29 protein-coding genes and 2 riboswitches are annotated in these 20926 nt (G+C 40.3%); of the genes, 15 read left to right on the top strand and 14 right to left on the bottom strand.

Features of this window, described 5'->3' with window-relative positions; translation table 11 throughout:
* Nucleotides 1-231 precede the first annotated feature (231 nt).
* The 3 genes from QUF49_RS02490 to QUF49_RS02480 form a co-directional block, all read right to left on the bottom strand.
* Complete coding sequence (locus QUF49_RS02490; protein WP_289494166.1) at nt 232-657, bottom strand: hypothetical protein; 426 nt, start codon at nt 655-657, stop codon at nt 232-234.
* A 537-nt stretch (nt 658-1194) separates the two neighbouring features.
* The gene (locus QUF49_RS02485; RefSeq protein ID WP_289494165.1) at nt 1195-1560 is read right to left on the bottom strand and encodes a hypothetical protein; all 366 of its coding nucleotides are present in this window, start codon (nt 1558-1560) and stop codon (nt 1195-1197) included.
* Nucleotides 1561-1920: 360 nt separating this feature from the next.
* On the bottom strand, nt 1921-2895 hold the full coding sequence (locus QUF49_RS02480) for an NAD(P)H-dependent flavin oxidoreductase (RefSeq protein ID WP_289494164.1): 975 nt from the start codon (nt 2893-2895) through the stop codon (nt 1921-1923).
* Nucleotides 2896-3104: 209 nt separating this feature from the next.
* Nucleotides 3105-3191: riboswitch (cyclic di-GMP riboswitch) on the top strand.
* A 29-nt stretch (nt 3192-3220) separates the two neighbouring features.
* On the opposite strand from QUF49_RS02480, the gene QUF49_RS02475 reads away from it, so the two are divergent.
* The 4 genes from QUF49_RS02475 to QUF49_RS02460 all read left to right on the top strand — a co-directional run bounded on the left by QUF49_RS02475 (nt 3221) and on the right by QUF49_RS02460 (nt 6152).
* A complete protein-coding gene (locus QUF49_RS02475) occupies nt 3221-3364 on the top strand; it encodes an anti-repressor SinI family protein (protein WP_289494163.1) in 144 nt (47 codons plus the stop codon).
* 90 nt (nt 3365-3454) lie between these two features.
* The gene (locus QUF49_RS02470; protein ID WP_066245730.1) at nt 3455-3775 is read left to right on the top strand and encodes a helix-turn-helix domain-containing protein; all 321 of its coding nucleotides are present in this window, start codon (nt 3455-3457) and stop codon (nt 3773-3775) included.
* Nucleotides 3776-3967: 192 nt separating this feature from the next.
* Nucleotides 3968-5011: an STAS domain-containing protein gene (locus QUF49_RS02465; protein WP_289494162.1), complete on the top strand. Its 1044-nt coding sequence runs from the start codon at nt 3968-3970 to the stop codon at nt 5009-5011.
* Between the two features lie 838 nt (nt 5012-5849).
* Entirely contained in the window at nt 5850-6152 is a 303-nt protein-coding gene (locus QUF49_RS02460; protein ID WP_289494161.1) for a hypothetical protein, read from the top strand.
* Nucleotides 6153-6211: 59 nt separating this feature from the next.
* Here QUF49_RS02460 and QUF49_RS02455 read toward each other — a convergent pair whose 3' ends face one another.
* The 6 genes from QUF49_RS02455 to QUF49_RS02430 form a co-directional block, all read right to left on the bottom strand.
* Nucleotides 6212-6865 carry an NlpC/P60 family protein gene (locus QUF49_RS02455; protein WP_289494160.1) on the bottom strand — a complete coding sequence of 218 codons (654 nt, stop codon included), beginning with the start codon at nt 6863-6865 and terminating at the stop codon, nt 6212-6214.
* A 200-nt stretch (nt 6866-7065) separates the two neighbouring features.
* Nucleotides 7066-7779, bottom strand: coding sequence for an ABC transporter ATP-binding protein (locus QUF49_RS02450; RefSeq protein WP_289494159.1), 714 nt, complete (start codon nt 7777-7779; stop codon nt 7066-7068).
* The gene (locus QUF49_RS02445; RefSeq protein WP_289494158.1) at nt 7776-8942 is read right to left on the bottom strand and encodes an ABC transporter permease; all 1167 of its coding nucleotides are present in this window, start codon (nt 8940-8942) and stop codon (nt 7776-7778) included. The genes QUF49_RS02450 and QUF49_RS02445 overlap by 4 nt, the downstream gene beginning before the upstream one ends.
* On the bottom strand, nt 8912-10177 hold the full coding sequence (locus tag QUF49_RS02440) for an ABC transporter permease (protein WP_289494157.1): 1266 nt from the start codon (nt 10175-10177) through the stop codon (nt 8912-8914). Before QUF49_RS02440 ends, QUF49_RS02445 begins: the two co-directional genes overlap by 31 nt.
* Before the next feature lie 91 nt (nt 10178-10268).
* Nucleotides 10269-11900 carry a DUF6583 family protein gene (locus tag QUF49_RS02435; protein ID WP_289494156.1) on the bottom strand — a complete coding sequence of 544 codons (1632 nt, stop codon included), beginning with the start codon at nt 11898-11900 and terminating at the stop codon, nt 10269-10271.
* Nucleotides 11901-12094: 194 nt separating this feature from the next.
* On the bottom strand, nt 12095-12595 hold the full coding sequence (locus QUF49_RS02430; RefSeq protein ID WP_289494155.1) for a sigma-70 family RNA polymerase sigma factor: 501 nt from the start codon (nt 12593-12595) through the stop codon (nt 12095-12097).
* A gap of 591 nt (nt 12596-13186) precedes the next feature.
* Here QUF49_RS02430 and QUF49_RS02425 point away from each other — a divergent pair.
* The 3 genes from QUF49_RS02425 to QUF49_RS02415 all read left to right on the top strand — a co-directional run bounded on the left by QUF49_RS02425 (nt 13187) and on the right by QUF49_RS02415 (nt 14198).
* Nucleotides 13187-13405, top strand: coding sequence for a DUF1659 domain-containing protein (locus QUF49_RS02425; RefSeq protein ID WP_289494154.1), 219 nt, complete (start codon nt 13187-13189; stop codon nt 13403-13405).
* A 42-nt stretch (nt 13406-13447) separates the two neighbouring features.
* Nucleotides 13448-13663: a DUF2922 domain-containing protein gene (locus QUF49_RS02420; protein ID WP_289494153.1), complete on the top strand. Its 216-nt coding sequence runs from the start codon at nt 13448-13450 to the stop codon at nt 13661-13663.
* Nucleotides 13664-14018: 355 nt separating this feature from the next.
* Entirely contained in the window at nt 14019-14198 is a 180-nt protein-coding gene (locus QUF49_RS02415; protein WP_289494152.1) for a DUF2187 domain-containing protein, read from the top strand.
* 67 nt (nt 14199-14265) lie between these two features.
* On the opposite strand, the gene QUF49_RS02410 is transcribed toward QUF49_RS02415, so the two are convergent.
* On the bottom strand, nt 14266-14877 hold the full coding sequence (locus tag QUF49_RS02410; protein ID WP_289494151.1) for a hypothetical protein: 612 nt from the start codon (nt 14875-14877) through the stop codon (nt 14266-14268).
* A 163-nt stretch (nt 14878-15040) separates the two neighbouring features.
* Between QUF49_RS02410 and QUF49_RS02405 the strand changes: the two genes are divergently transcribed.
* Nucleotides 15041-15181 carry a YpzI family protein gene (locus QUF49_RS02405; RefSeq protein WP_289494150.1) on the top strand — a complete coding sequence of 47 codons (141 nt, stop codon included), beginning with the start codon at nt 15041-15043 and terminating at the stop codon, nt 15179-15181.
* A 318-nt stretch (nt 15182-15499) separates the two neighbouring features.
* Here the strand turns inward: QUF49_RS02405 and QUF49_RS02400 are convergent, their stop codons facing one another.
* Complete coding sequence (locus QUF49_RS02400; protein WP_289494149.1) at nt 15500-15997, bottom strand: DUF1648 domain-containing protein; 498 nt, start codon at nt 15995-15997, stop codon at nt 15500-15502.
* 118 nt (nt 15998-16115) lie between these two features.
* On the opposite strand from QUF49_RS02400, the gene QUF49_RS02395 reads away from it, so the two are divergent.
* The gene (locus tag QUF49_RS02395; RefSeq protein WP_289494148.1) at nt 16116-16487 is read left to right on the top strand and encodes a VOC family protein; all 372 of its coding nucleotides are present in this window, start codon (nt 16116-16118) and stop codon (nt 16485-16487) included.
* A 44-nt stretch (nt 16488-16531) separates the two neighbouring features.
* Here the strand turns inward: QUF49_RS02395 and QUF49_RS02390 are convergent, their stop codons facing one another.
* Nucleotides 16532-16747, bottom strand: a complete 216-nt coding sequence (locus QUF49_RS02390; protein WP_289494147.1) for a carboxymuconolactone decarboxylase family protein — start codon at nt 16745-16747, stop codon at nt 16532-16534.
* Nucleotides 16748-16795: 48 nt separating this feature from the next.
* Complete coding sequence (locus QUF49_RS02385; protein ID WP_289494146.1) at nt 16796-16975, bottom strand: hypothetical protein; 180 nt, start codon at nt 16973-16975, stop codon at nt 16796-16798.
* Between the two features lie 322 nt (nt 16976-17297).
* On the opposite strand from QUF49_RS02385, the gene QUF49_RS02380 reads away from it, so the two are divergent.
* The 5 genes from QUF49_RS02380 (at nt 17298) to QUF49_RS02360 (ending at nt 20171) form a co-directional block, all read left to right on the top strand.
* Nucleotides 17298-18476, top strand: coding sequence for a S8 family peptidase (locus QUF49_RS02380; protein WP_289494145.1), 1179 nt, complete (start codon nt 17298-17300; stop codon nt 18474-18476).
* 130 nt (nt 18477-18606) lie between these two features.
* The gene (locus QUF49_RS02375) at nt 18607-18777 is read left to right on the top strand and encodes a hypothetical protein (protein ID WP_289494144.1); all 171 of its coding nucleotides are present in this window, start codon (nt 18607-18609) and stop codon (nt 18775-18777) included.
* 61 nt (nt 18778-18838) lie between these two features.
* Nucleotides 18839-19048, top strand: coding sequence for a hypothetical protein (locus tag QUF49_RS02370; protein WP_289494143.1), 210 nt, complete (start codon nt 18839-18841; stop codon nt 19046-19048).
* Between the two features lie 40 nt (nt 19049-19088).
* A riboswitch (SAM riboswitch) is annotated at nt 19089-19194 on the top strand.
* Nucleotides 19195-19313: 119 nt separating this feature from the next.
* Complete coding sequence (locus tag QUF49_RS02365; RefSeq protein WP_289494142.1) at nt 19314-19499, top strand: hypothetical protein; 186 nt, start codon at nt 19314-19316, stop codon at nt 19497-19499.
* A 3-nt stretch (nt 19500-19502) separates the two neighbouring features.
* Nucleotides 19503-20171 (top strand): sulfite oxidase-like oxidoreductase, encoded by a 669-nt coding sequence (locus QUF49_RS02360; RefSeq protein WP_289494141.1) that lies wholly within the window; start codon nt 19503-19505, stop codon nt 20169-20171.
* A gap of 32 nt (nt 20172-20203) precedes the next feature.
* Here the strand turns inward: QUF49_RS02360 and QUF49_RS02355 are convergent, their stop codons facing one another.
* Nucleotides 20204-20494, bottom strand: a complete 291-nt coding sequence (locus QUF49_RS02355) for a hypothetical protein (protein ID WP_289494140.1) — start codon at nt 20492-20494, stop codon at nt 20204-20206.
* 167 nt (nt 20495-20661) lie between these two features.
* Between QUF49_RS02355 and QUF49_RS02350 the strand changes: the two genes are divergently transcribed.
* Entirely contained in the window at nt 20662-20877 is a 216-nt protein-coding gene (locus QUF49_RS02350) for a hypothetical protein (RefSeq protein WP_289494139.1), read from the top strand.
* Nucleotides 20878-20926: the final 49 nt, after the last annotated feature.

Below are 20926 nucleotides of genomic sequence, written 5' to 3'. Positions count from 1 at the left end.
GCTTGCAGTAAATGAAATGCAAGCTCTTCTTTGTTTAACTATTTATTTCAGACTAAGAATTAAATTTGGGCATCATCCATATCTTCGGGAAGATCGATGAAAAATTTGAACGATGCAGTATATAGTTAATACTATAACGGACAGCTAAACATATAGAACTTTTATAATTGTTTTCAACATAAAAAATTCCGCAGACCTATATACGCCTGCGGAATGATAGAAATTATTTTATTAACGTGCAGTTTTTCTAAACTTGAACACGAATCCGATGACGAATGAAACAATCGTCATGATAAATAGTGCTGTAGTAATGGTAGTAACACCAGCATTGATGTTTAGTGCGTGATAAACTTGGGCACAGATTCCAAATGGAATAGCGAAGAACAAGAATACCATACCGAAAACTGCATTTTTTGCATTATAGAGTTCCGTTTTATGCGCAACGTCTAAAATTTTCAAACTTAAAATCCAAAACGTACTCGTTATTGACCAGAATAGAAGTATAGAAGAAATAAATGAAGTTGATGTTAATCCCATAATTCGCTCGAAGAACAAATTAATATTTCCCCATACCATGACTGTTTGATAAAGCCCCAATGCGAATAGTGCTGCTAAGAAGATAAAAGCAAATCCAAACCCTGAAATAGTATGTTTCATCCCCAAATATACTCTCCTTCCCTAATTCCAATAAAACGAAACCTGATTTTCAAATTATTTTACTATATTTTTCAGAGAATTTAAACCCTTTTGTACACTTTCAATAAATTTCATGTTACTAAATCTATTTCTATACGAAGGAGATGTTTATTGATTGAGTTCATTTTTTATTACCAATGACCCTTTGAATACGTTTATATTTAAGTATGGATCAGGGCATTAAATTTAAAATTTGATGTGTTACTTATCCTAAATTTTAAGTTCCGTTAATCAACAAAAGTTGGTGGATAAATTAAGGCATAAAAAAGACCAGACATAATCTGGTCGTATTTAATGTTATTTGCATATCTATAGTTCTATTTCATCTGCTAAAAAGCTTACAAATTTCGATTTACTCCCCAAAAGAGAACCCGTGATTCTCTGGAATATTTATTTCTATACATCGCAAAAAAGCTTTAGCCTCACCAAATGAGTTCATTTTGAACTAAAAAAAGATAACTCGTAATCTATCGGAGTTATCTTTTTTGTTTTTTTGTTTTAAGAGAAAATTTTCTCTTTTTTATTCATGATTAGATCAAGGTTGCTCTGTAATAACGCAGCTTTCTTTAAGATTCCTTCTTCAAATTGTTCAATTGTTGTTTGATCGCCATTACTTTTAACTGGCTCAACATCAATAATATCTTCTAACTGCAAGCGAGCAGATGAATCACCTTGCTCTAACTTTCTCATGAAAATAAATGTATCCATATCTCGATAATTTAGTTCAATTTCAATTTCTATTTGGTCATTTGTATATAAGAAGGTTGTCTTCCAGCTCCCATCTGTATCGACCGGTTCAGAAAATCCATAGTCTTGTATTAAGTAGTTAAAACTTTCTTCCGTAATGGATGAGAATAAATTCATGGTAACACCTCCAATTTTAATGGCTGAACATACATTTGTATTATTGTAATGAAGTCCTTATAGTTTACACGGTTTATTCACATAAAGATAATACTTATTACTTTCGCTCTCTACGTGTGTACTCCTCTTTCATATGAAAATTAGATAATAAAAAGTTATTAGGAAAGGACACGGCATATGCCGTGTCCTTTCCTGGTGGACGAATGTGTTGTTTTTGTATTTGTTTGGGGTCAGACCCCACATGTCCAAATTGGTATCAACCTTCAAATTGAATACAATCACACTCACAAAATCCATTTTCATCCAAATTCACGTTTATCCACAGGGAATTTGGGGGATTAGTTCTAAAGGACTAAGACTCTATTTAATTAGTATGTTCTCTTCTTTTATTTGCAATGCCTGGTGATACTCAGCCTTCAAGTCACCTACAACTTCTTTTATAGAAGAGATTTTCTTAACACTTCCAACACCTTGTCCCGCTGACCAAATATCTTTCCAAGCTTTTGCTTTTGATTCAGAGAATGAAAGGTCTATGGAATCCTTTTTCATCATGTTTTCTACATCAAATCCTGCCTTTTGTAATGAAGGAAGCAGATAATTTCCTTTTATTCCACTGATCGCGTCTGTATAAACAAGATCTTCAAGTGTAGAGTTGATCAACATCTGACGGTATTCTTCACTTGCGGAAGATTCTTGTGTCGCGATAAATCGCGTTCCCATATACACGAGGTCGGCTCCAAGAATTTTTGCGGCAAGGATCTCCTCACCTGTAGAAATTGCTCCAGCTAGAATCGTCATTCCATCCCAGAATTCTTTTACGGCTTTTAAGAATGCAAATGGATTTAACGTACCACCATGACCACCAGCACCACTGCATACTAGTATCAGCCCGTCAATGCCAGTTTTTGCAGCTTTTCTTGCATGATCCAGTGAGATAACATCTGAAAATACAAGGCCACCATAGTCGTGAACGATTTTGGCTACATCACTTGGGTTTCCTAATGACGTAATGACAATGGGCGGCTCATACTTTTTAATGAGTTTTAAATCTTCTTCAAAACGCTTGTTGGTACGGTGAACGATTAAGTTTACTCCCCACGGCGCAATTTTGGCAGATGGGTCTTCATTTTTTGATGTTTGAAGCACTTCTGAAATGTGCTTCATCCAATTTTCTAAAAGATCGGAGGTTCTTGCGTTCAACAAAGGAAAGGTTCCTATAATACCATTTTTACAGCTCTCAATGACCATTTCTGGACTTGAAACTAAAAACATGGGGGCATTGATGACGGGTAAACTGAGTTGATTCGACAAATCTAAAGGTAATTTATTCGACAATCTGTTTCATCCTTTCCGTATCCTTGGTTTGTTTCAGTTAAGTTCTAGGAAATATCTTCAACATAAGCCCCATCATTCCTTTAAATTTGTTTTTAGGGGGTAAACAAAATTTTATAATATTACATTTATGTTACAGTCATTTTCTGACAACATTTTCTTATCTGCTTGTATATAATCAATTTGTGTTAGGAACTTATACCTACTTATCCTTCAGTAAAGGGCAAACATTCTCGAAAGAAGTGGGCGCAAAGCCACGGGTCTAAGGCTAAGATAGCTATGATCGCCGGGTTACCTGGATAACATATACTTTCTGGAGGGATTTTTAGTGGAAAATACTTTGACATTGGATCACGAGTGGATTGAGCTAATGAAAGAAGCAAGAGATCAGGGTTTCACTAAAGAAGAGATTATTCGTTTTTTACAGAATCCCCAGCTGATTGCAACAGAATACGTTGCACAAGAAAATTAAGTAGTAAACAGGTCACAGAATTTATTTACTTCCCTATTGTTGAAAGATATAATAAAGGCAAATTACTACTTAAAATGGGGATTGCAAATGATGATTGGTGAACGTGTAAAAAAATACCGCACTGAAAAAGGGCTCTCCATTACAGCTTTAGCTGATAAAGCAGGGGTAGCAAAGTCTTATATAAGTGCACTAGAACGAAATATCCAACAGAATCCGTCTATTCAGCTTCTTGAAAAGATTGCAGATGTGCTGAATATATCTGTAGATCACTTAATCAAACAGGAAGTTGATACACAAAGCCTAGATCAAGAATGGGCCAACCTAGTAAAAGAAGCTATGGGTTCTGGTGTAAGCAAAGAGCAGTTCAAAGAGTTTTTAGAGTTTAATAAATGGAAAAACAAACAAAGCTAACCACCTGATTGTAATCAGGTGGTTTTTACGTGTAGTTATGATTTTTTTGGTGTCTGCGTGGAATGGACAAAATGAGGGTTTGTCTTTGTTTGGGGTCAGACCCCCTTTGTCGAAAATATATGTTTTAAGATTAATTAAATAGGGTAAATGAATTGGGTGTCTATTATTTTTTTGCCTATGGAGGATTTGTTTATGAATCAGACGCCGAATGAATTATTGAAATCTCAAACCAGTATTGATATTAATGGTTCATCTTTTCTTTGGGACACAGAAAAAGGTATTTTTAAATTTGAAGGCGCCGACGTTTTGCTGTTTTGGACTGATTCAGCGTTCAAGGTATTTCTGGACTCAATTGAAGAGATTACTGGCGAAGGAACGGCAGACCTTGTTTTTGAGACAGCTGGCTATCGTACTGGACTTGTCGTAAGCGATTTTTATAAAAAATCAATGGTTTCTATAGAAACATCTTTTGAATCATTGCCCAACATTTATGCTTCTGCTGGTTGGGGAAAAACGTTTATTGATGTAGATGTGGAAAAGAAAGAAGCGGTTATTACCATCTCTAATGGATGGGAAACAAAAGTTAAGAAGGCACAAAACAGCACGCGTATGGGCCGATTCTTACCTGGTCATTGGGCTGGCGTATTTACAGGTCTGTTTGATACAAACATGTGGTACGAAGTTTTGGAGCATGATCTTACCTCTGACTTTCTAAAAATACGAATAACAGAGTCAAATATTACGCCAAAAGATAATATTCGTGAACTTGTTCAGCGTGAAGAACAAAATGAGATCATGAAGCTTGAAGCAATGGTTGAAAATCGCACGCGCGAGTTAACTGACCTTATTCGCGAGATTTCTTCGCCTATTATTCCAGTAACCGATAATATCGTGGTTATCCCGCTGATCGGTAAATATAATGAATTGCGTTCCAAAGATATGCTGGAACACACTCTTACTTCTCTACCGCAACATCGCGCTAAATTTGTAATCCTGGATTTAACCGGTATAAAGTCCATAGATTCAGAGATGGTAGATATGCTGAATAAGCTCGTATCCTCTGCCCGGTTGTTCGGTATGGAGACGTTGTTAGTAGGTATCTCACCAGAATTGAGTATGGAAGTAACAAAACACCAATATTCCATTGGGGAAAGTACATATTTTAGAAACCTGAAGCATGCCATTCATTTTGCTTTTGCTAAGGAAGGTATGTTCATTCAGGAACCTAAAAAATAGATTCAAGCCACACCGTGATAGTTGCGGCGTGGCTTTTTTTTTGGTTCTCATGGGCAATTTCTCTTGTGTCTATGTGGAAAGAACATATTTGTAATTTTTGTCTTTGTGTGGGGTCAGACCCCGGGTCTGACCCCACACACCACATGTCCCCATTTTTTTCAAACCCCCATCATTCGTCTAAGCAACTTGTCTCCATCTACATATGATATACAGAAACCGAATTCAGATAGGAAATCGGTATCAATTTGTGAGGTGAACGTTTAATGTGTTACAAGTGCGGTAACTTCGACCACTGCAAGTATAAGAAAGAGAAGAAGAAGTCTTGGAAGAAAGAAGAGAAAAAGCATGATCACAAGTGTGAATCTTCTTCATCTTCATCCTCCTCTTCCTCTTCAAGCTCTAAGGTCTTGAAGTGCAAGAAAGTTAAAAAGAAAAAGCATCATTGCTGCTGCGATCCTTGGGCAAGAATCTTGTTCTGGGGTTGTTAGTTAAAATAAATAGTAGCCCAGTCACTTGGGCTGCTATTTTCTTTATGATTAACTTTTTAGTGAGCTTCACTCTGAAATTCCTCTGATATATCTTTTATTCAAAAACAATCCCAATATAAATTAAACATGCAAAAATATAGTTAAAAGCACCGTATTACAACCGATAAAAGATAAAAAGGATATATATTTATAGAGTTCAACAAAAACAATATCAGTAGTTATTAAAATTTTTGTATAATATTCGTTTGCCCAATACCTAACCCGTACTTTATATAATATTCACCATAATTAACATGGCTAGCTATAGTAATCGCTATTTACACTTACTTTTAACGACGGAGGTATTTTTTATGAGTAATCAAGTTGGAGTAAAGTTTACCTATTACCGGAATGGGACAACCATATCCCGAATGACAGACTTTGAAGATATGCAAGAAGTTATCAATCATGGTTTAGAAAGTGTCGCATTAGATTGTATACAAGAGGTATTCTGCACAACGGGGCTTGATTTAAATCAGTTATCTTACCCACATACCGCTACTCGCTTTTGTTTCTTTTCAGAGTTAAGTTATGACGCGGATCAAACAATTACCGAGGGCAAGAGAAAAACAGTATTAAATAATAGAAGTAAAAAGAGAGATTTGGTTTATTAATTCATATCATAGACATAAAAAAGAGGAGTGACCTAACAAAAGGTCATCCTCTTTTTCGATTATAAGCGTTTCGTCCCGTAATAACGTGGTCCCCAATATGAATTGTTCATATCAGCGATTGTTACACCCGTTGATGATCCAGCGTGTATGAACTTCCCGTTCCCAATATAGATTCCCATGTGTGAAGCGCCTGGCTCGTACGTTTCAAAGAATACAAGGTCACCTACAGCTTGTGTTGATACTTTATAACCTGTATTTGCCCACATATCTTTAACTGTACGTGGCAGCGTAATGTTGTGCGAGTTTTTAAATACATAGTTGATGTATCCTGAACAGTCAAAACCAGATGGTGTTGTTCCGCCCCATTTGTAAGGAGTGCCTTGATAACGTTTTGCGTATTCTACTAAATAGGAGTTGTTAACGTTATAGACTCCTAGTTTGTTAAACGTGTTGCGACCAGCGATACCGTCAGCTGTTAAGCCCTTAGCACGCTGAAAACTTACTACGGCACTCTTTGTGTAGGATCCATAATACGATGTATATGAACCGCTATATGTAAAGTATCCTTTATCGCGCAATATTGATTGTAATGTTTTTACATCTGAATGCGTCATTGTTGGACGAAGTGTTTGATCTCCGATATTTGCAAATGCCTGAAGTGGCGACAATAATAAAGTTGCTCCTAAAACTGATGTTGCTATCCATTTTTTCATTATTTATCCCTAACCCCTTTAATTTTCCAAGTAATCTATTATTATCCTACTATATAAAAAAGAGGTTGTGTTTTACGGTTGAGTTACGGAAAATAGGAATTTGGTCCATCTTGTCAAACTAAGTCGAATGAGCTTTATTTGATATTTTAAAATAAAAAAAGGATTACTCTCACTTATGAGAATAATCCTTTGCCAAATTTTTAACCCACTATCTCCCCAAGCGTCTCCGCAAAATTCTTTGATTGCGCAATCGACCCAAACTGCCTTACTTTTTGTTTGGATCCGTAAAACAGCAGCTCACCTTCTTTTAAAATTAAAAAGGAGGTGCATAATGTTTCAAGCTCTTGCGCGTCGTGGCTGGAATATAGGATGGTCTTCCCTTCCATTCCAAGCTCGCGCAAATCATTCACGATTTCCTGTTTTGCAGAGATATCTATTCCTACTGTTGGTTCGTCCAAAATCAAAATCTCCGGGTCATGCAGCATCGCGATCAAGATGTTAAGTTTTCGCTGATTACCGCCAGACAGATGCTTCACTTTTTTATCCAAATGCTCAGCAAGCCGCCATTCTTCACAACGTTTCATCCATCTTTCTTCAGATGAATTGTTCGCTAACTTTCCAAAAAATCTTAAATTCTCTCGCGTTGTTAACTCATGATACACGGCAATTTCTTGCGGTACATATCCGATTTTTTGACGGATCGCCTTTTTCTCTTTTTTCACATCTAATTCATCGACCTCAACCGTTCCGCTTGACGCGCTCATGATGGTTGCGATGATTCTAAGCAACGTAGACTTTCCAGCGCCGTTTGGGCCTACAACGCCGACGGTTTCTCCTTTTTGAATTATGAAATTGATATTCTTTAAAACTTCTTTTCTGCCAAATTTCTTTGTTAGATTTTCTGCAGCAATCAAGCGTTGTCACCTGCCTTTATCGTTGAAAGTCCGTATAAGATAATGCTGATTCCTACAAAAACAAGTGGGATCAGCAGTGTATCCTGGTGCAGTGATGATATGACCCAATATTGAGGGGTCCATTGTGCGGCTCGTTCTAAAAAGCTTGAAAGTTCGTCACTCGGAAAAAAGGTTCCGCTTAATAGCGATGTGGCGAGCACAACAAAAAGTGTAATCGCCTGCCATGTGCGGTTGGCGTGAACAAAATAGGCGAAAGTCAAGGATAGCGCATTTAAAAACAGCACATATCCTATGAGCGCAAAAATTACCGCTCCGTTTACCTCGAGTTCACCTTTCCACCAGCCAAAACCACATAACAGAACCAGAAGCACAAACTGTAAAATCAGCACCCCGAGGGCATTACCGATCCAATACACAGAAAATCTGCCCACCGAATATGGGACTCTTGAGCGCATGCCTGAATTGCGGTCTTTGATTGGCCAGCTGTTCCATAAAAAGCTGAACAGCATTAAGAGGACGAGCATTCCGGGAATATAGATTGAAGCTGCGGATCCGGTCTCAGCCGTTTCGGCTTTTTCACTCGTGACGCCGACTTTGTAATCAATAGTCATGAGCGGTTTTGGCTCCCAATGTTTGTCGCTAAACGCCCAAGCATCTTTCCAGACGGATGCTTGTTCTGCGGCATTGAGATTTTCGCTCTTTCCGTACGTTTTTAACACGGTGTTCGCGCCATACGAATTACTCGACAAACGTTTCACTTCGCTTGCAAAAATTTCGCGCACTAAGCCGTGTGAAATAGTACCGGTTGAGAGCCACATGGTCACGAGTCCGTCTTCATCATTTTTCTGAATTTGATCCATAAATCCTTTTGGTATGAGAAAACCGATTGCCGCTTTTTGCGTCTCGATTTGTAGACGGGCTTCGTCTTCGTTACTCACACTTACAGCGATCGCTGGATTTTTACTCACTCTTTCAATAACGGTTTTGGAGTATTCTGTAGCATCCTCATCCACGATTACGACAGGGATTTTCGTTGCGTTCGCGGTCTTTTCAACAGACATGTTTAAAAAACTCAGCAATAGGACGGGAATCAACAAGCCGATCCAGCTCAACGGACTTTGAAGCAATAATTTTATACGTGTAAAGGCAATTGTCCAGACCATGGCAACCTCTTCTTTATTGTAATAAGTAGTAATCCCGCAGCCCAAATTGTAACAGAAATACTGAGTAACATGATTACCGGCATCCAAGAATCATCGCCGACAAAGAGCGACTCTACTAAACCGCTGTGTGCGTGGTGCACCACATTAAGAAAGCTTGCGCTGTGCCACATTTCAGGCAGGTAGGATAATGGTAAAATACTTCCGCTCGTGGCAGCCATACTTACGACGAGTATGATGCCCGTACCCCACTTTGCTCCGTTTCGCTGAAAGAGCTCTTGAACGAGTGCGAAAATGGAGGATACCACTAAACAGAATGCGAGCAGAATTAATGTTGCGGATAGGCTCCACGTTTTGGTGACGCTGTAGAAAAGGGATATCAGGATAATACTTTGGATGACGAGCAGCACGAAAACGGACAGAATGTTGCTAAAAAAGAAGACGCCCGACCTTACGCCTTGAAGTTTTAGTCTTTCGCGGAGAGCTGTTTGTTCACTTCTTGCCGTTAAGCTCATGCCGAACAATCCGCCGACTAATAGCAGAATCAACACGCCCGACAAACTGTAAAACTCAACCGTCGTGATTCCGCCGAACGCACTTAGTGTTTCGGTTTCATAGATTTTGTTTCGGTTTAAAGCCTGGAGAGTAAAATCGGTAATAATGGTGTCACGATATTTCGCAAATTCCTCAGAACTTAAGCCCATCTTCCGCAAATAGTGAAAAGCTGCGTTCGCTCCGCTTTGGGCCGAGGAAATCAAGTTTGCGTTAGACACCATCACTTGCTTCAGCAGTTCAGCTTGAAAAGGGCGCTCTGGGTTTCCGATCACAGCAACGGGAATGTTCTTGCCGCGGCGTATGCCCTTTGTGAATCCATCTGGCACGATGACTATTCCAGCGATTTCATTCGCGGTCAACCGCTCACTTGCGGTCGAAGCATCTGTTTTTTCAAAAACAAGGACGTTTTGCAGTTCTTCTGATTCTTCATACTGCTTCATCAGCAGTTTTGTTTCAAAGGTGTTATCTTCATCCACGATCGCTACGGCAAAAGGTTCGACCCACTGCTTTTCTTCGAGCAGCGGTTTTAGTCCAAGATAAGTGATTCCGAGCAAAAGGATCGGAAACAGCATCATGGCGAACAGCGGAAACGGCTGTTTGAGCCAGCATTTTACCGTTAGATGGGCAATGAGTAGCGTTTGCCTCATAGTGTCGTTCCTTTCGCTTAAAAGTATTTGTTTCATCCAGGTTAGCAAATGTCATCATGTGTGTAAAAAAAGGACAAAGATCAACTTTGTGTGAAGTTATCTCTGTCCTTCTTATTATAAATCTAGTTTAGAGTCCTTGGAACATTGAAGCATTTTCGCCTACAAACTGCTCGATGTTACGCTGAATTTCGCTCATCATGCCCATCATTTCAGCATCGCTCATCTCAGCAACGTTTACTGCTTTTCCTTCTGATAACTCAAGGAACTTCAGCTTCTCACCAAACGTTGTTTTTGTTTTGATGTTAAGTCCAACGTTGATGTCGCCCATTGTTGCGTCGTTGCCAGTCAATGTTACTTTGTAATCGTGGTTCGCATAATCTTTATCAAGATTCTGGTCACCTGTATGCTCGATCTCAATCGTCATATCCGGAAGTTCCATCGGTGCATCGCCAGCTGGGACAAGGTTTGCTGTCCACTTGGATTTTTTATCCGTGCCTTCACCTTTAATGTGGAATCCGATCCCTTCTGTTGTACCGTTTTCCGTCATTTCAAATTTTGCTTTAATGTCTCGTTTCTTGCCGTCTTTGCCTTTTGGTTCGCTTTCCATTTTCACGTCCACAAGCAAAGTTTCGTCTTCAGGACCTGCGTTAAGAACCCAAGAAGAGTTCGTTACATCACCCTTCGTCCAGCTTTCAGACTTGTAGTTCATCGGAACGGCTTCTTCACCGTTAGCGCCAATTTTCATCGAAAGATCACGGCTTACTACTTTATCGTCTCCATCGATGATTACAACTTGCTTCATGCCGCCAGGGATCTGCAGATCATCGTTAATCCCTTTTTTTGCATCAGCTAAAACTTTTTTCAGTTCTTTTTTCGCGTCTTCTTTGCTCATGTTGCCTGTTGGTGCCATCATGCCTGTTTGAAGTCCGCCTTGCAATGCTGTTTGCTCAGCGATTGCATCTAGGATTTCGTCGTCTTTTTCAATCTTTTCAATAAAGTTCACAAGCATTGTTTTTGTTTCTTTTTCAGATAGAGAAACCGTTAGTTCGCGAAGCTTCTCGCCTTTAAAGTCAACATCGTCCTTCATTGTTACGTTTTCATCTTTAACGCTGTCCGCATATACTTTTGCAAACTCTTGGAACGCTTCGTCACGCGCTTCTTCGCTTACGTCGCCTTCGATCGCTTTAAAGAAGTTTTCAAGCTTTTCCATGCCTTCGTATGATGGGTCGAACTTACGCATTACGTCGCCAAACTGATTGTTCGGAAAATAAACGTTCTTGTCGTATGCAGCAGGAATACTCACTGCTGTTTGCTTGTTGTTTTGGTAAAAATCAGCTTTTACAAGGTCTGCGTTGTTCATTGTTAACGCAACTCCTGCAGATCCTTCTTCTTTTTTAGGGTCGTGCTGTGTTGTCATTTTAATTTCACTGTTTGATAGAATAGATCCGATCATCATCGCTTCCATTCCGCCTGCTCCAAACATTGCAGGATCCACTTCTACACCTACGCGCGCTTCAGATTTATACGCTTCTTCACGCTGTTTGTCTTGAAGAGCAAGCGCGTCTCCAAAGCTGTCTTCAAAAGATTCGTTTAGGGCTTTAAATGTTTTCAGTTCTGATTTTAAGTACAATTCACGCGGAGATAGGTCAATGAACATGGCATAAGCAGTTGCTCCGATTGCAAGCACTGCAATAATCGCAAGGCCAATGATCAACGGTCGTTTCTTGTTTCCAGTACTCTGATTAACTTGTGTTTCCATCGTTTGGTTGTCCCCCTCTTAATAAATATATAAGCTTTGTCCTACCAACTTATTACACTGTTATTCTAAAAAAATAGCAGCTTCTTTCTCTATTGGCTTTTATGGGTAAAAAAGGAATTTTTCGCCCACAGTTTTCTACTATACCCTAATTCTAGAATTATATCCATCAAATCACATAGTAAGAAAGTTTGATTTTATTGGGTAATTAAAACTGTCCTAAGCTTCTTGATGGCAGCCTTCCTCCATGACTTCACCGCGTATAGAGTAACCCCAAACTGATTCGCTATCTCGGCTTCACTCTTCATGTGAAAAATCCGCTGGATAACCCACCGCTGCTGATTTTCCGTAAGGTGCATTAGATATAGATTCAGTGTTTCGTCTTCTAAATACGGAATGTGGTCTTGATGGGTCAAATGCTGAAACGTCAGCGACTCGTGCGGATCATGACTCACCTCTTTTTCTAGCCGCGTCGCTTCTTTTCTCAATTCTTGTAAAATACGTCCTCGAACAAGAAGAAAGGCGTAGGAAGAGAACTGCCCTTTTTCCGCATCAAACGTTTCGTAAGCTTTCCAGAGTCCGAGTAAACCAGCTTGATAGTATTGATCAAAATGGGTGGTGAGGTGATACCGCTTGATCTGGGACTTGATGAGAGGGTCAAACATGGCTGCTACTTCTTCAAAGGGCATGTTTTTCATGGGAATACTTCCTTATGGAATGTGCGCACATTCTGGGAATTCCGCGGTACCCTCACTATAGGTTGGAGTGGGTTTGTAAAACAAAGTCTCACTCTTTAAAAGTTGACTCAAAAAGTATGCAAAAAGATAAAAGTTGCAGGGAAACTTTTGAAAAGTTATCCACAGAATGGGTGTCAAATCACGAAAATCGATATATTTTTTGTGTGAAATGCTCAATTTCGTAAAAATTAGGTGTTGTTTTTGAGTAAATGAAGCTGATTGTGGATAAGTGCTGTAATGTAATTACTGTTGTTTTTGGTAGAGGTTGCTTTCCGTTCCAGGTTGCTCGCTTTCCGGGGGGCGGTGAGCCCCTTGCCGCTACGCGCCCTTAAGGGTCTCACCTGTCCCACTCGTCCCCCAGGAGTCTCGCACCTTGCACTCCTATCAACTTTTCAACGAAGAGGAAGACAAAAATTACATAAAAGCACACTCTTTTAGATAAGAGCTTTTAGAATAAAGCATTAACAAAAAAGACCTTCAAAAAAAATTTTTACCACCATGCCTCCTTTTACCCATCCACTGGAATTTATGATGTGAAAGGAGGTGAGGCACATGGCAACAGCAGCTTTGATTGGTTCTTCGATGCGATTAGAGTTTGACGGTGGACTTGATGCAGACTTGAAACCGGTGGTGAAGTACAAAAGCTTTGCAAACGTAAAAACTTCTGCAACCCCTGACCAGCTTTATGCAGTCGCAAGCGCGTTGACAGGACTTCAAGTTTATCCACTTGTGATGATCAACCGCAATGATTCCTTCGCGATTCACTCTTAAGAAGGAGTCGTGAGGAAAATATAATAGAGAGGAGGGATTTCAATGGCCAAAGTGCTTGAATTGCAGTTTCTTAACCAGGAAAATAAAACGGTAACGATCCGCCTGGATGCTCCGATTGAACCGGTTGATCCTGCAGCTGTAAACGCAGCGATGGACACCGTAATCGCCCAAAACATTTTCACTTCATCAGGCGGAAATTATACGAGCAAAAAAGGTGCGCGTATCGTTGACCGTGAAGTGAGCGAGATTACGCTGTAAGTTTTAGCGAACAAATTGCGACCGTAAAAAAACCGTCTTCTGACCAACTGGTTGGGAAGACGGTTTTATTTTAACTGTGGATACTGTTGATAATGTGGATAAATAAGTGGATAGATTGATTTGACGATGAGTTTGTTTTAAAGGAAATTGTGGATAACCTCTGGATAACTCAATTTATTTCGGGAAAAGCTTATAGATTGCATGATTTTGGAAGCGGTTTATAAAAGCGCTTCAATGGTAATGGGTTTGGGTTTTCGATATAATGCTTAACAAATAGAAGTTTTTAAAAATAAAAGGAAATTACGCTACAATTATGGTAAAATAGTACAAACATAAAATAGTTGGAGGAAAAGGCATGGAATTTAAAATCGGTGACATTATTGAAACGTTCGACGGCTTAAAAGGAGAAATTACTTCATTGTTGACCAACACCGCTGTTGTGGACTTTTCCGTAACAGAAAATTATACCGAGCATTTTGAAGATGCAAAGCAAGTTGTTCGCCTAAATGATATTCGTCAAGTGGTAAAAAGCTAAATCGATATATACGCAAAAACAGCCCTTTTGTTTTGAACAAAACAAGAGAGCTGTTTTTTTGGTTGTATTAAAGGTTTTTACGATTGTTTTGAGAGGTCACGCCGACTGAAACCACATTTTGATCGTTTTCAGTGGTATATGCGGTTTGATTTGATCCAGATGAATAATCTTGCAGATTATCTTTTCCGATCGGGTTTTCCGTTAGTTCTGTTCCCGCTTCTTTTAGCTTTGTACTGATGCTGCCGATCTCCCCTTTTGTTTCTTTTGCCGTGGAGAGAACCTCGTTCGAGATTTCTTTTAACGTATTGATATTGCCAAATACATCTTTATTAAGGCGTTCGTATAGAACTTGCGCGTCACTGATCGCATCTTTTAAGGTAGTTGTTGCAGTCTTGAACTGGCTGATCATCTGGTCCTTCACTTCACCCGGGTTTTGTTTTACTTCAGTTATCATCTTGCTCGAACTGTCCTTCAGCCCTACAGCTGTATTTTTCACTTTTGTCCGCGTATTGTAGTCGATTAGGGCAAGTGCTCCGCCAACGATTCCACCGATTATGATTCCCCTTAAAAGTTTGCTGTTTTGTGGGTTTGCCACTCGTTCTGTTTGAGCTGTGCCATACGTATTTTCTTGGTACAACCCGCTTTCATATCCGTTTCTAGTGTTTGCACTTTGTTCCATTTTGAGTCCTCCTTCAAATAATTTTTTTCGTAGTATGGAGATTCCCTTTTCTCTAAAAGATAAACGTTTGGGTACGCCATTTCAGGATAAACAATCATTTTACATAAAAGTTGGGATAACTCCTCATACTATGAAAAATCATTGTGAAATGGAGGTTTTTAGAATGGGAAAAGACAGACAAGAGAAGAAACTGAGAGAGTCTGGACGCGTTGAATCTGACCGCGATCAAGATTTGAAGTATTCAGGCGCTGCTAAGATGGAAAGCCCTGATGAAGCGCGTGCTCGTAATCATCAAGATCAGTAATAAGTTAAATGGATTGCGATGTGAATGGCTCATGAGGGTGAATTTTGCCATTGTGGGCTGTTTTTGGTGTGGAGTGATGTATGGAGGTTGGCGTGTTTTTGTCGAAAAACGGATAAACTATTTAATACGCGGAATTATTCAGGTTTACCGTGGAATTATTTTGATTTACCGCGGATATATTCTTCATCCTTGTATATAATTTTATGCATCCACTTGGAATGGAAGTATGTATTGTTTGTCCTTCCCATAAAGACATCCAATCCTTTACAAAACTTAAAAGAGGCATTCCCTCAACAAATCGAGTTCATCCCCCCTGTCTTACTTCAATTTTATGGACCTTACAATGAAAAGGGCGATTGTTCCGGTGATTCCGATGATAAAAATCGGCAGAATCCATACACCAAGCCCCTCTTTAGCTCCTTGTGCCACCCCTGTACTCACCCAGCTCATTAGAACGAAGAATAATAGCATCTCATTTTTAATGATATTCAGCATCAGACGGGCATTTTTGTACTGTCTCTCTGCGTTTTCTTGAGTTAGATTAAAATAATTGTAGATGTGCGGAAATTTTTCAAGGACCGTAAGCAGAATCCATGTTATCAATCCGATCACGAGTAAAATCCAAAGATTGATTTTACTTCCCCAGCCGTCTGGTTCACCCGCTGCGTTAAAGTGAGTTGGAACGGTGTCTGGGATGGACGGCCATTGCATAATTAGACTTCCGGTACATGCTATGAACAAGCAAATCGCCACTATATCAAGAATGTTTTCGAGCAATGTCTTAGGAATTTTAAGTTTCGGCCGAATTTCATACATTGTTTTCAACCTCCTCTATTCGACTAATACGGTTTTTTCCAGGTAAAGTTTCGTTCTTATTGTATTTGTGGAAATTCACATTTATAGTAAAAGTATCTTTTTTCCAATAGGAGGACTTATGAAACTAGGCGCATTTTCGGTAAGTTTAAATGTAAAAGATATTCACAAATCAAAAGCATTTTATGAAACACTGGGATTTGAAGCATTAGGCGGGGATATTACTCAAAACTGGCTGATCATGAAAAATGAAAGTTGTGTAATCGGTCTTTTCCAAGGCATGTTTGAAAAGAACATCCTAACGTTTAATCCAGGATGGAATCAAAATGCCGAAAGCCTTGATGAGTTTACAGATATTCGCGAACTTCAAAAGCACCTTAAGGAACAAGGAGTAAAGCTGCTTACGGAAGCCGATGAAACGAGCGCAGGGCCCGCTAGTTTCACGATTGAAGATCCAGACGGAAATCCTATTCTTGTAGATCAACATAGATAATACATAAAAACGTCCAGATTCATTTCTGGACGTTTTCTTATTCCTTATTTATTTTCTATTCCCATCGCGATAATAAACCAGTTTGCTCCGTTTTTACTTCCGATCTGGAAAAAGAGCGCAATGATTTCTTCGCGGGTAAAATGTTCCGTTAATCGGCCGTAAAGTTCATCTGTCAGCTGTCCATGATATGCCATGATGTGGTCGGCAAGTTCTAAAGCTAGCCGCTGGCGGTCTGACAGTTCAGATTTTCCTTGTTTCATTGCTGTTTGTCGAGTGGACTCGTCCAGAGTCCCGTAATCCATGCTTTGTCAGTAATCGCAGCCGTTGTTTGAGGCTGCTCGTAATCGGAGCATTTCCATAAGTTCTGGTTCAAGGATGTCGTTCAGTGCTTTGTCCATTTGCTGAAAAGCATCAAGAATTCCCGGCGCATTAGCAAGGGCTTTTTTAAATGGTGTTCCTTCAACATTCACTTCAGGTAAGCGTGCCATTTTTTATCCTCCTCCTCATATACACTTCCTTTTAAGCTTACATGATTTTCCCAAAGTGTTACATTATTCTGTTTCAGTTTACGTATTTGCGATTCCTTTACATCCTTGTTATGTAATGTTTACTATCGTAACTTTATCTTAAGATAATAAAATAGTTACACGTGTTACGCTTTAACCATAGATAAAAAGTCTCACTTTCGACAGCATTGTAGTAAGTTATCATTATTTTCAGATAACAATAGAGGGTTTTGTAGAATGCTGTTGAATTCCTTACCAACCAAAGCCAAGTCCGCTTGGTAAATACATCTGAGGAGTGATTTTTATGTTAAAGCGTTTCGTGGCAGTTGCCGCATCAGTACCACTAGTCGTCTCTTTGGCCCTTCCAGCTTCAGCTGCTGAGTCAGGAGTGAAGGAAGCTTCGTTTACACCTTCAGCTAAGCAGGAAGCTGCATCTCAGGAAATTATCGTACACTTTAAGGATTCTGTTTCAGCTGCAAGCTCTGTTGAAAATACAGTTTCAAAGTTTGGCGGTAAAGTGGTGGATGTGACGAAGGACTTTACTGTTGTAAAAGTCGATGGCAATGTGGCAGAAGCAGTAAAGCAATATGAAAGCTTGGAATCCGTGGAATACGCTGAGCCAAACGCCACGTTCCATGCAAGTTATGTTCCGAACGATCCTGCTTACAAGCAGCAATACGCTCCTCAAAAAGTTGGTGCCGAGCAAGCTTGGGACACAACGCAAAGTTCGTCATCCGTAAAAATCGCCGTGATTGATACAGGCGTTGACTATAATCACCCAGATCTAGCTGGAAAAGTAATCAAGGGCGCTGACTTCGTTGATGATGACAACGACCCGATCGATGAAAACGAACATGGAACTCACGTTGCAGGAATTGCAGCTGCGAACACGAATAACGGTGTTGGTATCGCAGGACTCGCTCCTAAAGCTTCTATTCTAGCTGTTCGCGTGTTGGATGCAGAAGGCAGTGGTTCATTGGATGATGTTGCACAAGGCATCCGTTATGCGGCTGACCAAGGCTCGCAAGTGATCAACTTAAGTCTTGGTGGATCAATTGGCACGCAGACTCTTCAAGATGCGGTGAACTACGCGTGGAATAAAGGCTCGGTTGTTGTCGCTGCGGCTGGTAACTCTGGTGTAGCCCTTCCTAGCTACCCTGCTTACTATTCAAACGCTATTGCAGTAGCTGCTACCGATCAAAACGATCAAAAAGCTTCGTTCTCTAACTTTGGTACGTGGGTGGATATCGCAGCACCTGGTGTTGACATCTATTCGACAACACCAAACAATCAGTATGCGAGTTTCTCAGGTACTTCCATGGCATCACCTGTTGTTGCGGGTGTAGCTGGACTTCTCGCCGCTCAAGGTAAAAATGCTTCACAAATCCGTGCGGCGCTTGAAGATACGGCAGATCCTGTAACAGGTACTGGCACGCTGTTCCAAAACGGACGTGTGAATGCCGCAAAAGCTGTTCAGCAATAATTTGCGAAAAGTTTTTTCATAGCCTCTAGGAGTCTTTTGCATAAGACTTCTAGGGGTTTTTTGTTTTTTCTAAAGTCTCTTTTCAGATTGTTGTTTTTAGGCGATTTATTTTTATTACTTCTTTGACAAGTTGATTGGAGCGGAAGGTGTGAGACTCCTGCGGGACAGGCTGGCAGGTGAGACACTTAAGAGTGAAACGCTGCGAATGTGGCTCACCGACTGCCCCGCGGAAAGCGAGCAACCTGGAGTGGAAATCAACACTTTCAAGAGCTACAAGATTTGCGGAATCATTCTTGTTTAAAATTCGCTTTTACATGCAAAACTGTTAACAGGAAATGTGTGAGAAGCGGAGGGTTGTTCCTATGTTTGGTTTTGGTAAGCAAAAGAAAAGAACGTCACAAGGTTCTGGCAAGAGCGAATCGACTGAGGTTGAAAAAAGACAGAGCGAAAAAGAAGCAGAAGAAAAAATTGTGTACTTTTTCTTGATCAGCACGGCGATTTTCGGAATTGTCGTATTGTATCTTGGAATATCTAAAGAAATGTCATTGATTTTTCATGCCCCTATGTCATAATAGGTGTAACTTTTATAACGTTTCAGCCGATTTATTCGGTCTCTTATTTCGAGCAGGCGGAGGGATTTAGCCCTATGAAGCCCGGCAACCACCTATTTTTAGGCACGGTGCTACATCTAACAGTTGTTATAACTGAAAGATAAGAGGATGTGTACGGAATCATTCGTCCTCTTTTTTTAAAAAAGAGGGCGTTTTTTAGTTTTTAAATTCGGTTCTTTTCAAAGGGTTATCTCTAGTTAGATCACTTTTTATCTACATTGACAAGTTGATTGGAGTGAAAGGTGCGAGACTCCTGCGGGACAAGCGGTCAGGTGAGACCCCTAAAGGCGCAAAGCGGCAGGGGGCTCACCGCTCGCCCCGCGGAAAGCGAGTACCTGTAACGGAAATCAACCTCTTTCAAGAGCAACAAAGCTTACGAAAAGAGCTTATTTTATTAGAGAGGATGTTATGAATTATGGGTCTTAATAAAGCCGATCGCATAAAGAAGATGCGCGTTCCTGAGGTGGATGGAAAGCTTGAAGGCAGATTGCCGACTGGACAAGTCGTGACGGAACGGTTTCCCATTTTGCATGAAGGTGACGTGCCTGTTTATGACATGAAAAAATGGTCGTTATCTGTAGAAGGACTCGTTGGGAAACATGTCGAATTTACTTTTGAAGACATCATGAAGATGCCGCAAACGACAGTCGTACGCGACATTCATTGTGTAACAAGATGGTCACGATTCGACAATGCGTTTGAGGGCGTAAAGTTTACAGACTTTCTGAAGCACTTTGATGTGAATCCGAAAGCGAAGTACGTGATGATCCACGCGGATTACGATTATACAACGAATGTGCCACTTGAAGATCTGCTGCGTGACGATGTACTGCTCGCACACTCGTTTGACGGCAAACCGCTGACAGACAAGCACGGCTTCCCGCTTCGTCTTATTGTGCCTCATCTGTATTTCTGGAAAAGTGCAAAGTGGATCCGAAAGTTTGAGTTTTTAGCGGAAGATCAGCCTGGTTTTTGGGAGCAGAATGGTTTTCATATGTACGGTGACCCGTTCAAGGAGGAGCGTTTCTCGAGCGACGAGTTTGAGATGCCTGAGGATGAGTGGAAGAAAAAAGAGTATGATTGATCTTCAGGAAAAAAGTTAAGGGAAAAGTAAAGCTACCTTTTCCCCCTTAGCATTTTGATTTCGTTTTTGAGTGCAGTTAACTGGTCTTGAATTTCTTTCATCTGCGCTTCTTGTTCTTGTTGGTCTTTTTGAGCTTGCGCTTGATCGATGTAGATTTGTTTTAGCGCGATGGCAGCACTAAAAGTTGCCAGGAAATCACCGGCAGTTACTAGCGTTGATGCAAGTAAGGCGAGTTCAGCCGCAAACGTTGCACCGTCCTTATTGTTCGCTAAGTATTCTTCTTCTGCTTCTGCTAAAATGACGTCTACTACACGCTGGTTCAAACCATTCACTCCTCACACCCTGATCTCTACCATACAATATGCGTTTGCCCTAGTTCCGGTGCCCGATTTAACTGTTTAGAATGCTGGATTTCGGGTGCTAATTTTTGTTTCTTTCTTAATGTAAAGGCATTTTGACCGATAATATCCATATTAGGGGAGGTTTGGCGATGGATTTTACGATGGATTTGTCGATGGAACACTTGCTGTCCTTACGGATTCCGTTTGATATCATTTCAATATATATTTTGCTGGCTGCTTTTATTATTGTCGGCATATTCTCAAGCCTGCTTCGAACAGCCTTACCAGAGTGGTCTGTCAGGATTTTTAGCTACACAGGGTTTGTTGGCGTCATCTTTGCTTGGCTGAAGCTGCTGGAGTATTAATACATACATAAAAAACGCCTGGGGTTGTGATGCCCCTGGCGTTTTTGGT

The sequence above is a fragment of the Fictibacillus sp. b24 genome, from assembly GCF_030348825.1.
Taxonomy (GTDB): Bacteria; Bacillota; Bacilli; order Bacillales; family Fictibacillaceae; genus Fictibacillus.
This window is presented reverse-complemented; position numbering and strand designations above follow the sequence as displayed.

Excerpts from the sequence above, each read along its gene's own strand:
- QUF49_RS02380 (WP_289494145.1), top strand. The coding sequence starts at position 17,298 with ATGTTAAAGCGTTTCGTGGCAGTTGCCGCATCAGTACCACTAGTCGTC.
- QUF49_RS02360 (WP_289494141.1), top strand. The coding sequence starts at position 19,503 with ATGGGTCTTAATAAAGCCGATCGCATAAAGAAGATGCGCGTTCCTGAG.
- QUF49_RS02420 (WP_289494153.1), top strand. The coding sequence starts at position 13,448 with ATGGCCAAAGTGCTTGAATTGCAGTTTCTTAACCAGGAAAATAAAACG.
- QUF49_RS02400 (WP_289494149.1), bottom strand. The coding sequence starts at position 15,997 with ATGTATGAAATTCGGCCGAAACTTAAAATTCCTAAGACATTGCTCGAA.
- QUF49_RS02440 (WP_289494157.1), bottom strand. The coding sequence starts at position 10,177 with ATGAAACAAATACTTTTAAGCGAAAGGAACGACACTATGAGGCAAACG.
- QUF49_RS02405 (WP_289494150.1), top strand. The coding sequence starts at position 15,041 with ATGGGAAAAGACAGACAAGAGAAGAAACTGAGAGAGTCTGGACGCGTT.
- QUF49_RS02415 (WP_289494152.1), top strand. The coding sequence starts at position 14,019 with ATGGAATTTAAAATCGGTGACATTATTGAAACGTTCGACGGCTTAAAA.
- QUF49_RS02460 (WP_289494161.1), top strand. The coding sequence starts at position 5,850 with ATGAGTAATCAAGTTGGAGTAAAGTTTACCTATTACCGGAATGGGACA.
- QUF49_RS02470 (WP_066245730.1), top strand. The coding sequence starts at position 3,455 with ATGATTGGTGAACGTGTAAAAAAATACCGCACTGAAAAAGGGCTCTCC.
- QUF49_RS02485 (WP_289494165.1), bottom strand. The coding sequence starts at position 1,560 with ATGAATTTATTCTCATCCATTACGGAAGAAAGTTTTAACTACTTAATA.
- QUF49_RS02425 (WP_289494154.1), top strand. The coding sequence starts at position 13,187 with ATGGCAACAGCAGCTTTGATTGGTTCTTCGATGCGATTAGAGTTTGAC.
- QUF49_RS02350 (WP_289494139.1), top strand. The coding sequence starts at position 20,662 with ATGGATTTTACGATGGATTTGTCGATGGAACACTTGCTGTCCTTACGG.
- QUF49_RS02410 (WP_289494151.1), bottom strand. The coding sequence starts at position 14,877 with ATGGAACAAAGTGCAAACACTAGAAACGGATATGAAAGCGGGTTGTAC.
- QUF49_RS02445 (WP_289494158.1), bottom strand. The coding sequence starts at position 8,942 with ATGGTCTGGACAATTGCCTTTACACGTATAAAATTATTGCTTCAAAGT.
- QUF49_RS02465 (WP_289494162.1), top strand. The coding sequence starts at position 3,968 with ATGAATCAGACGCCGAATGAATTATTGAAATCTCAAACCAGTATTGAT.
- QUF49_RS02490 (WP_289494166.1), bottom strand. The coding sequence starts at position 657 with ATGAAACATACTATTTCAGGGTTTGGATTTGCTTTTATCTTCTTAGCA.
- QUF49_RS02385 (WP_289494146.1), bottom strand. The coding sequence starts at position 16,975 with ATGGCACGCTTACCTGAAGTGAATGTTGAAGGAACACCATTTAAAAAA.
- QUF49_RS02395 (WP_289494148.1), top strand. The coding sequence starts at position 16,116 with ATGAAACTAGGCGCATTTTCGGTAAGTTTAAATGTAAAAGATATTCAC.
- QUF49_RS02455 (WP_289494160.1), bottom strand. The coding sequence starts at position 6,865 with ATGAAAAAATGGATAGCAACATCAGTTTTAGGAGCAACTTTATTATTG.
- QUF49_RS02430 (WP_289494155.1), bottom strand. The coding sequence starts at position 12,595 with ATGAAAAACATGCCCTTTGAAGAAGTAGCAGCCATGTTTGACCCTCTC.
- QUF49_RS02435 (WP_289494156.1), bottom strand. The coding sequence starts at position 11,900 with ATGGAAACACAAGTTAATCAGAGTACTGGAAACAAGAAACGACCGTTG.
- QUF49_RS02390 (WP_289494147.1), bottom strand. The coding sequence starts at position 16,747 with ATGAAACAAGGAAAATCTGAACTGTCAGACCGCCAGCGGCTAGCTTTA.
- QUF49_RS02370 (WP_289494143.1), top strand. The coding sequence starts at position 18,839 with ATGTTTGGTTTTGGTAAGCAAAAGAAAAGAACGTCACAAGGTTCTGGC.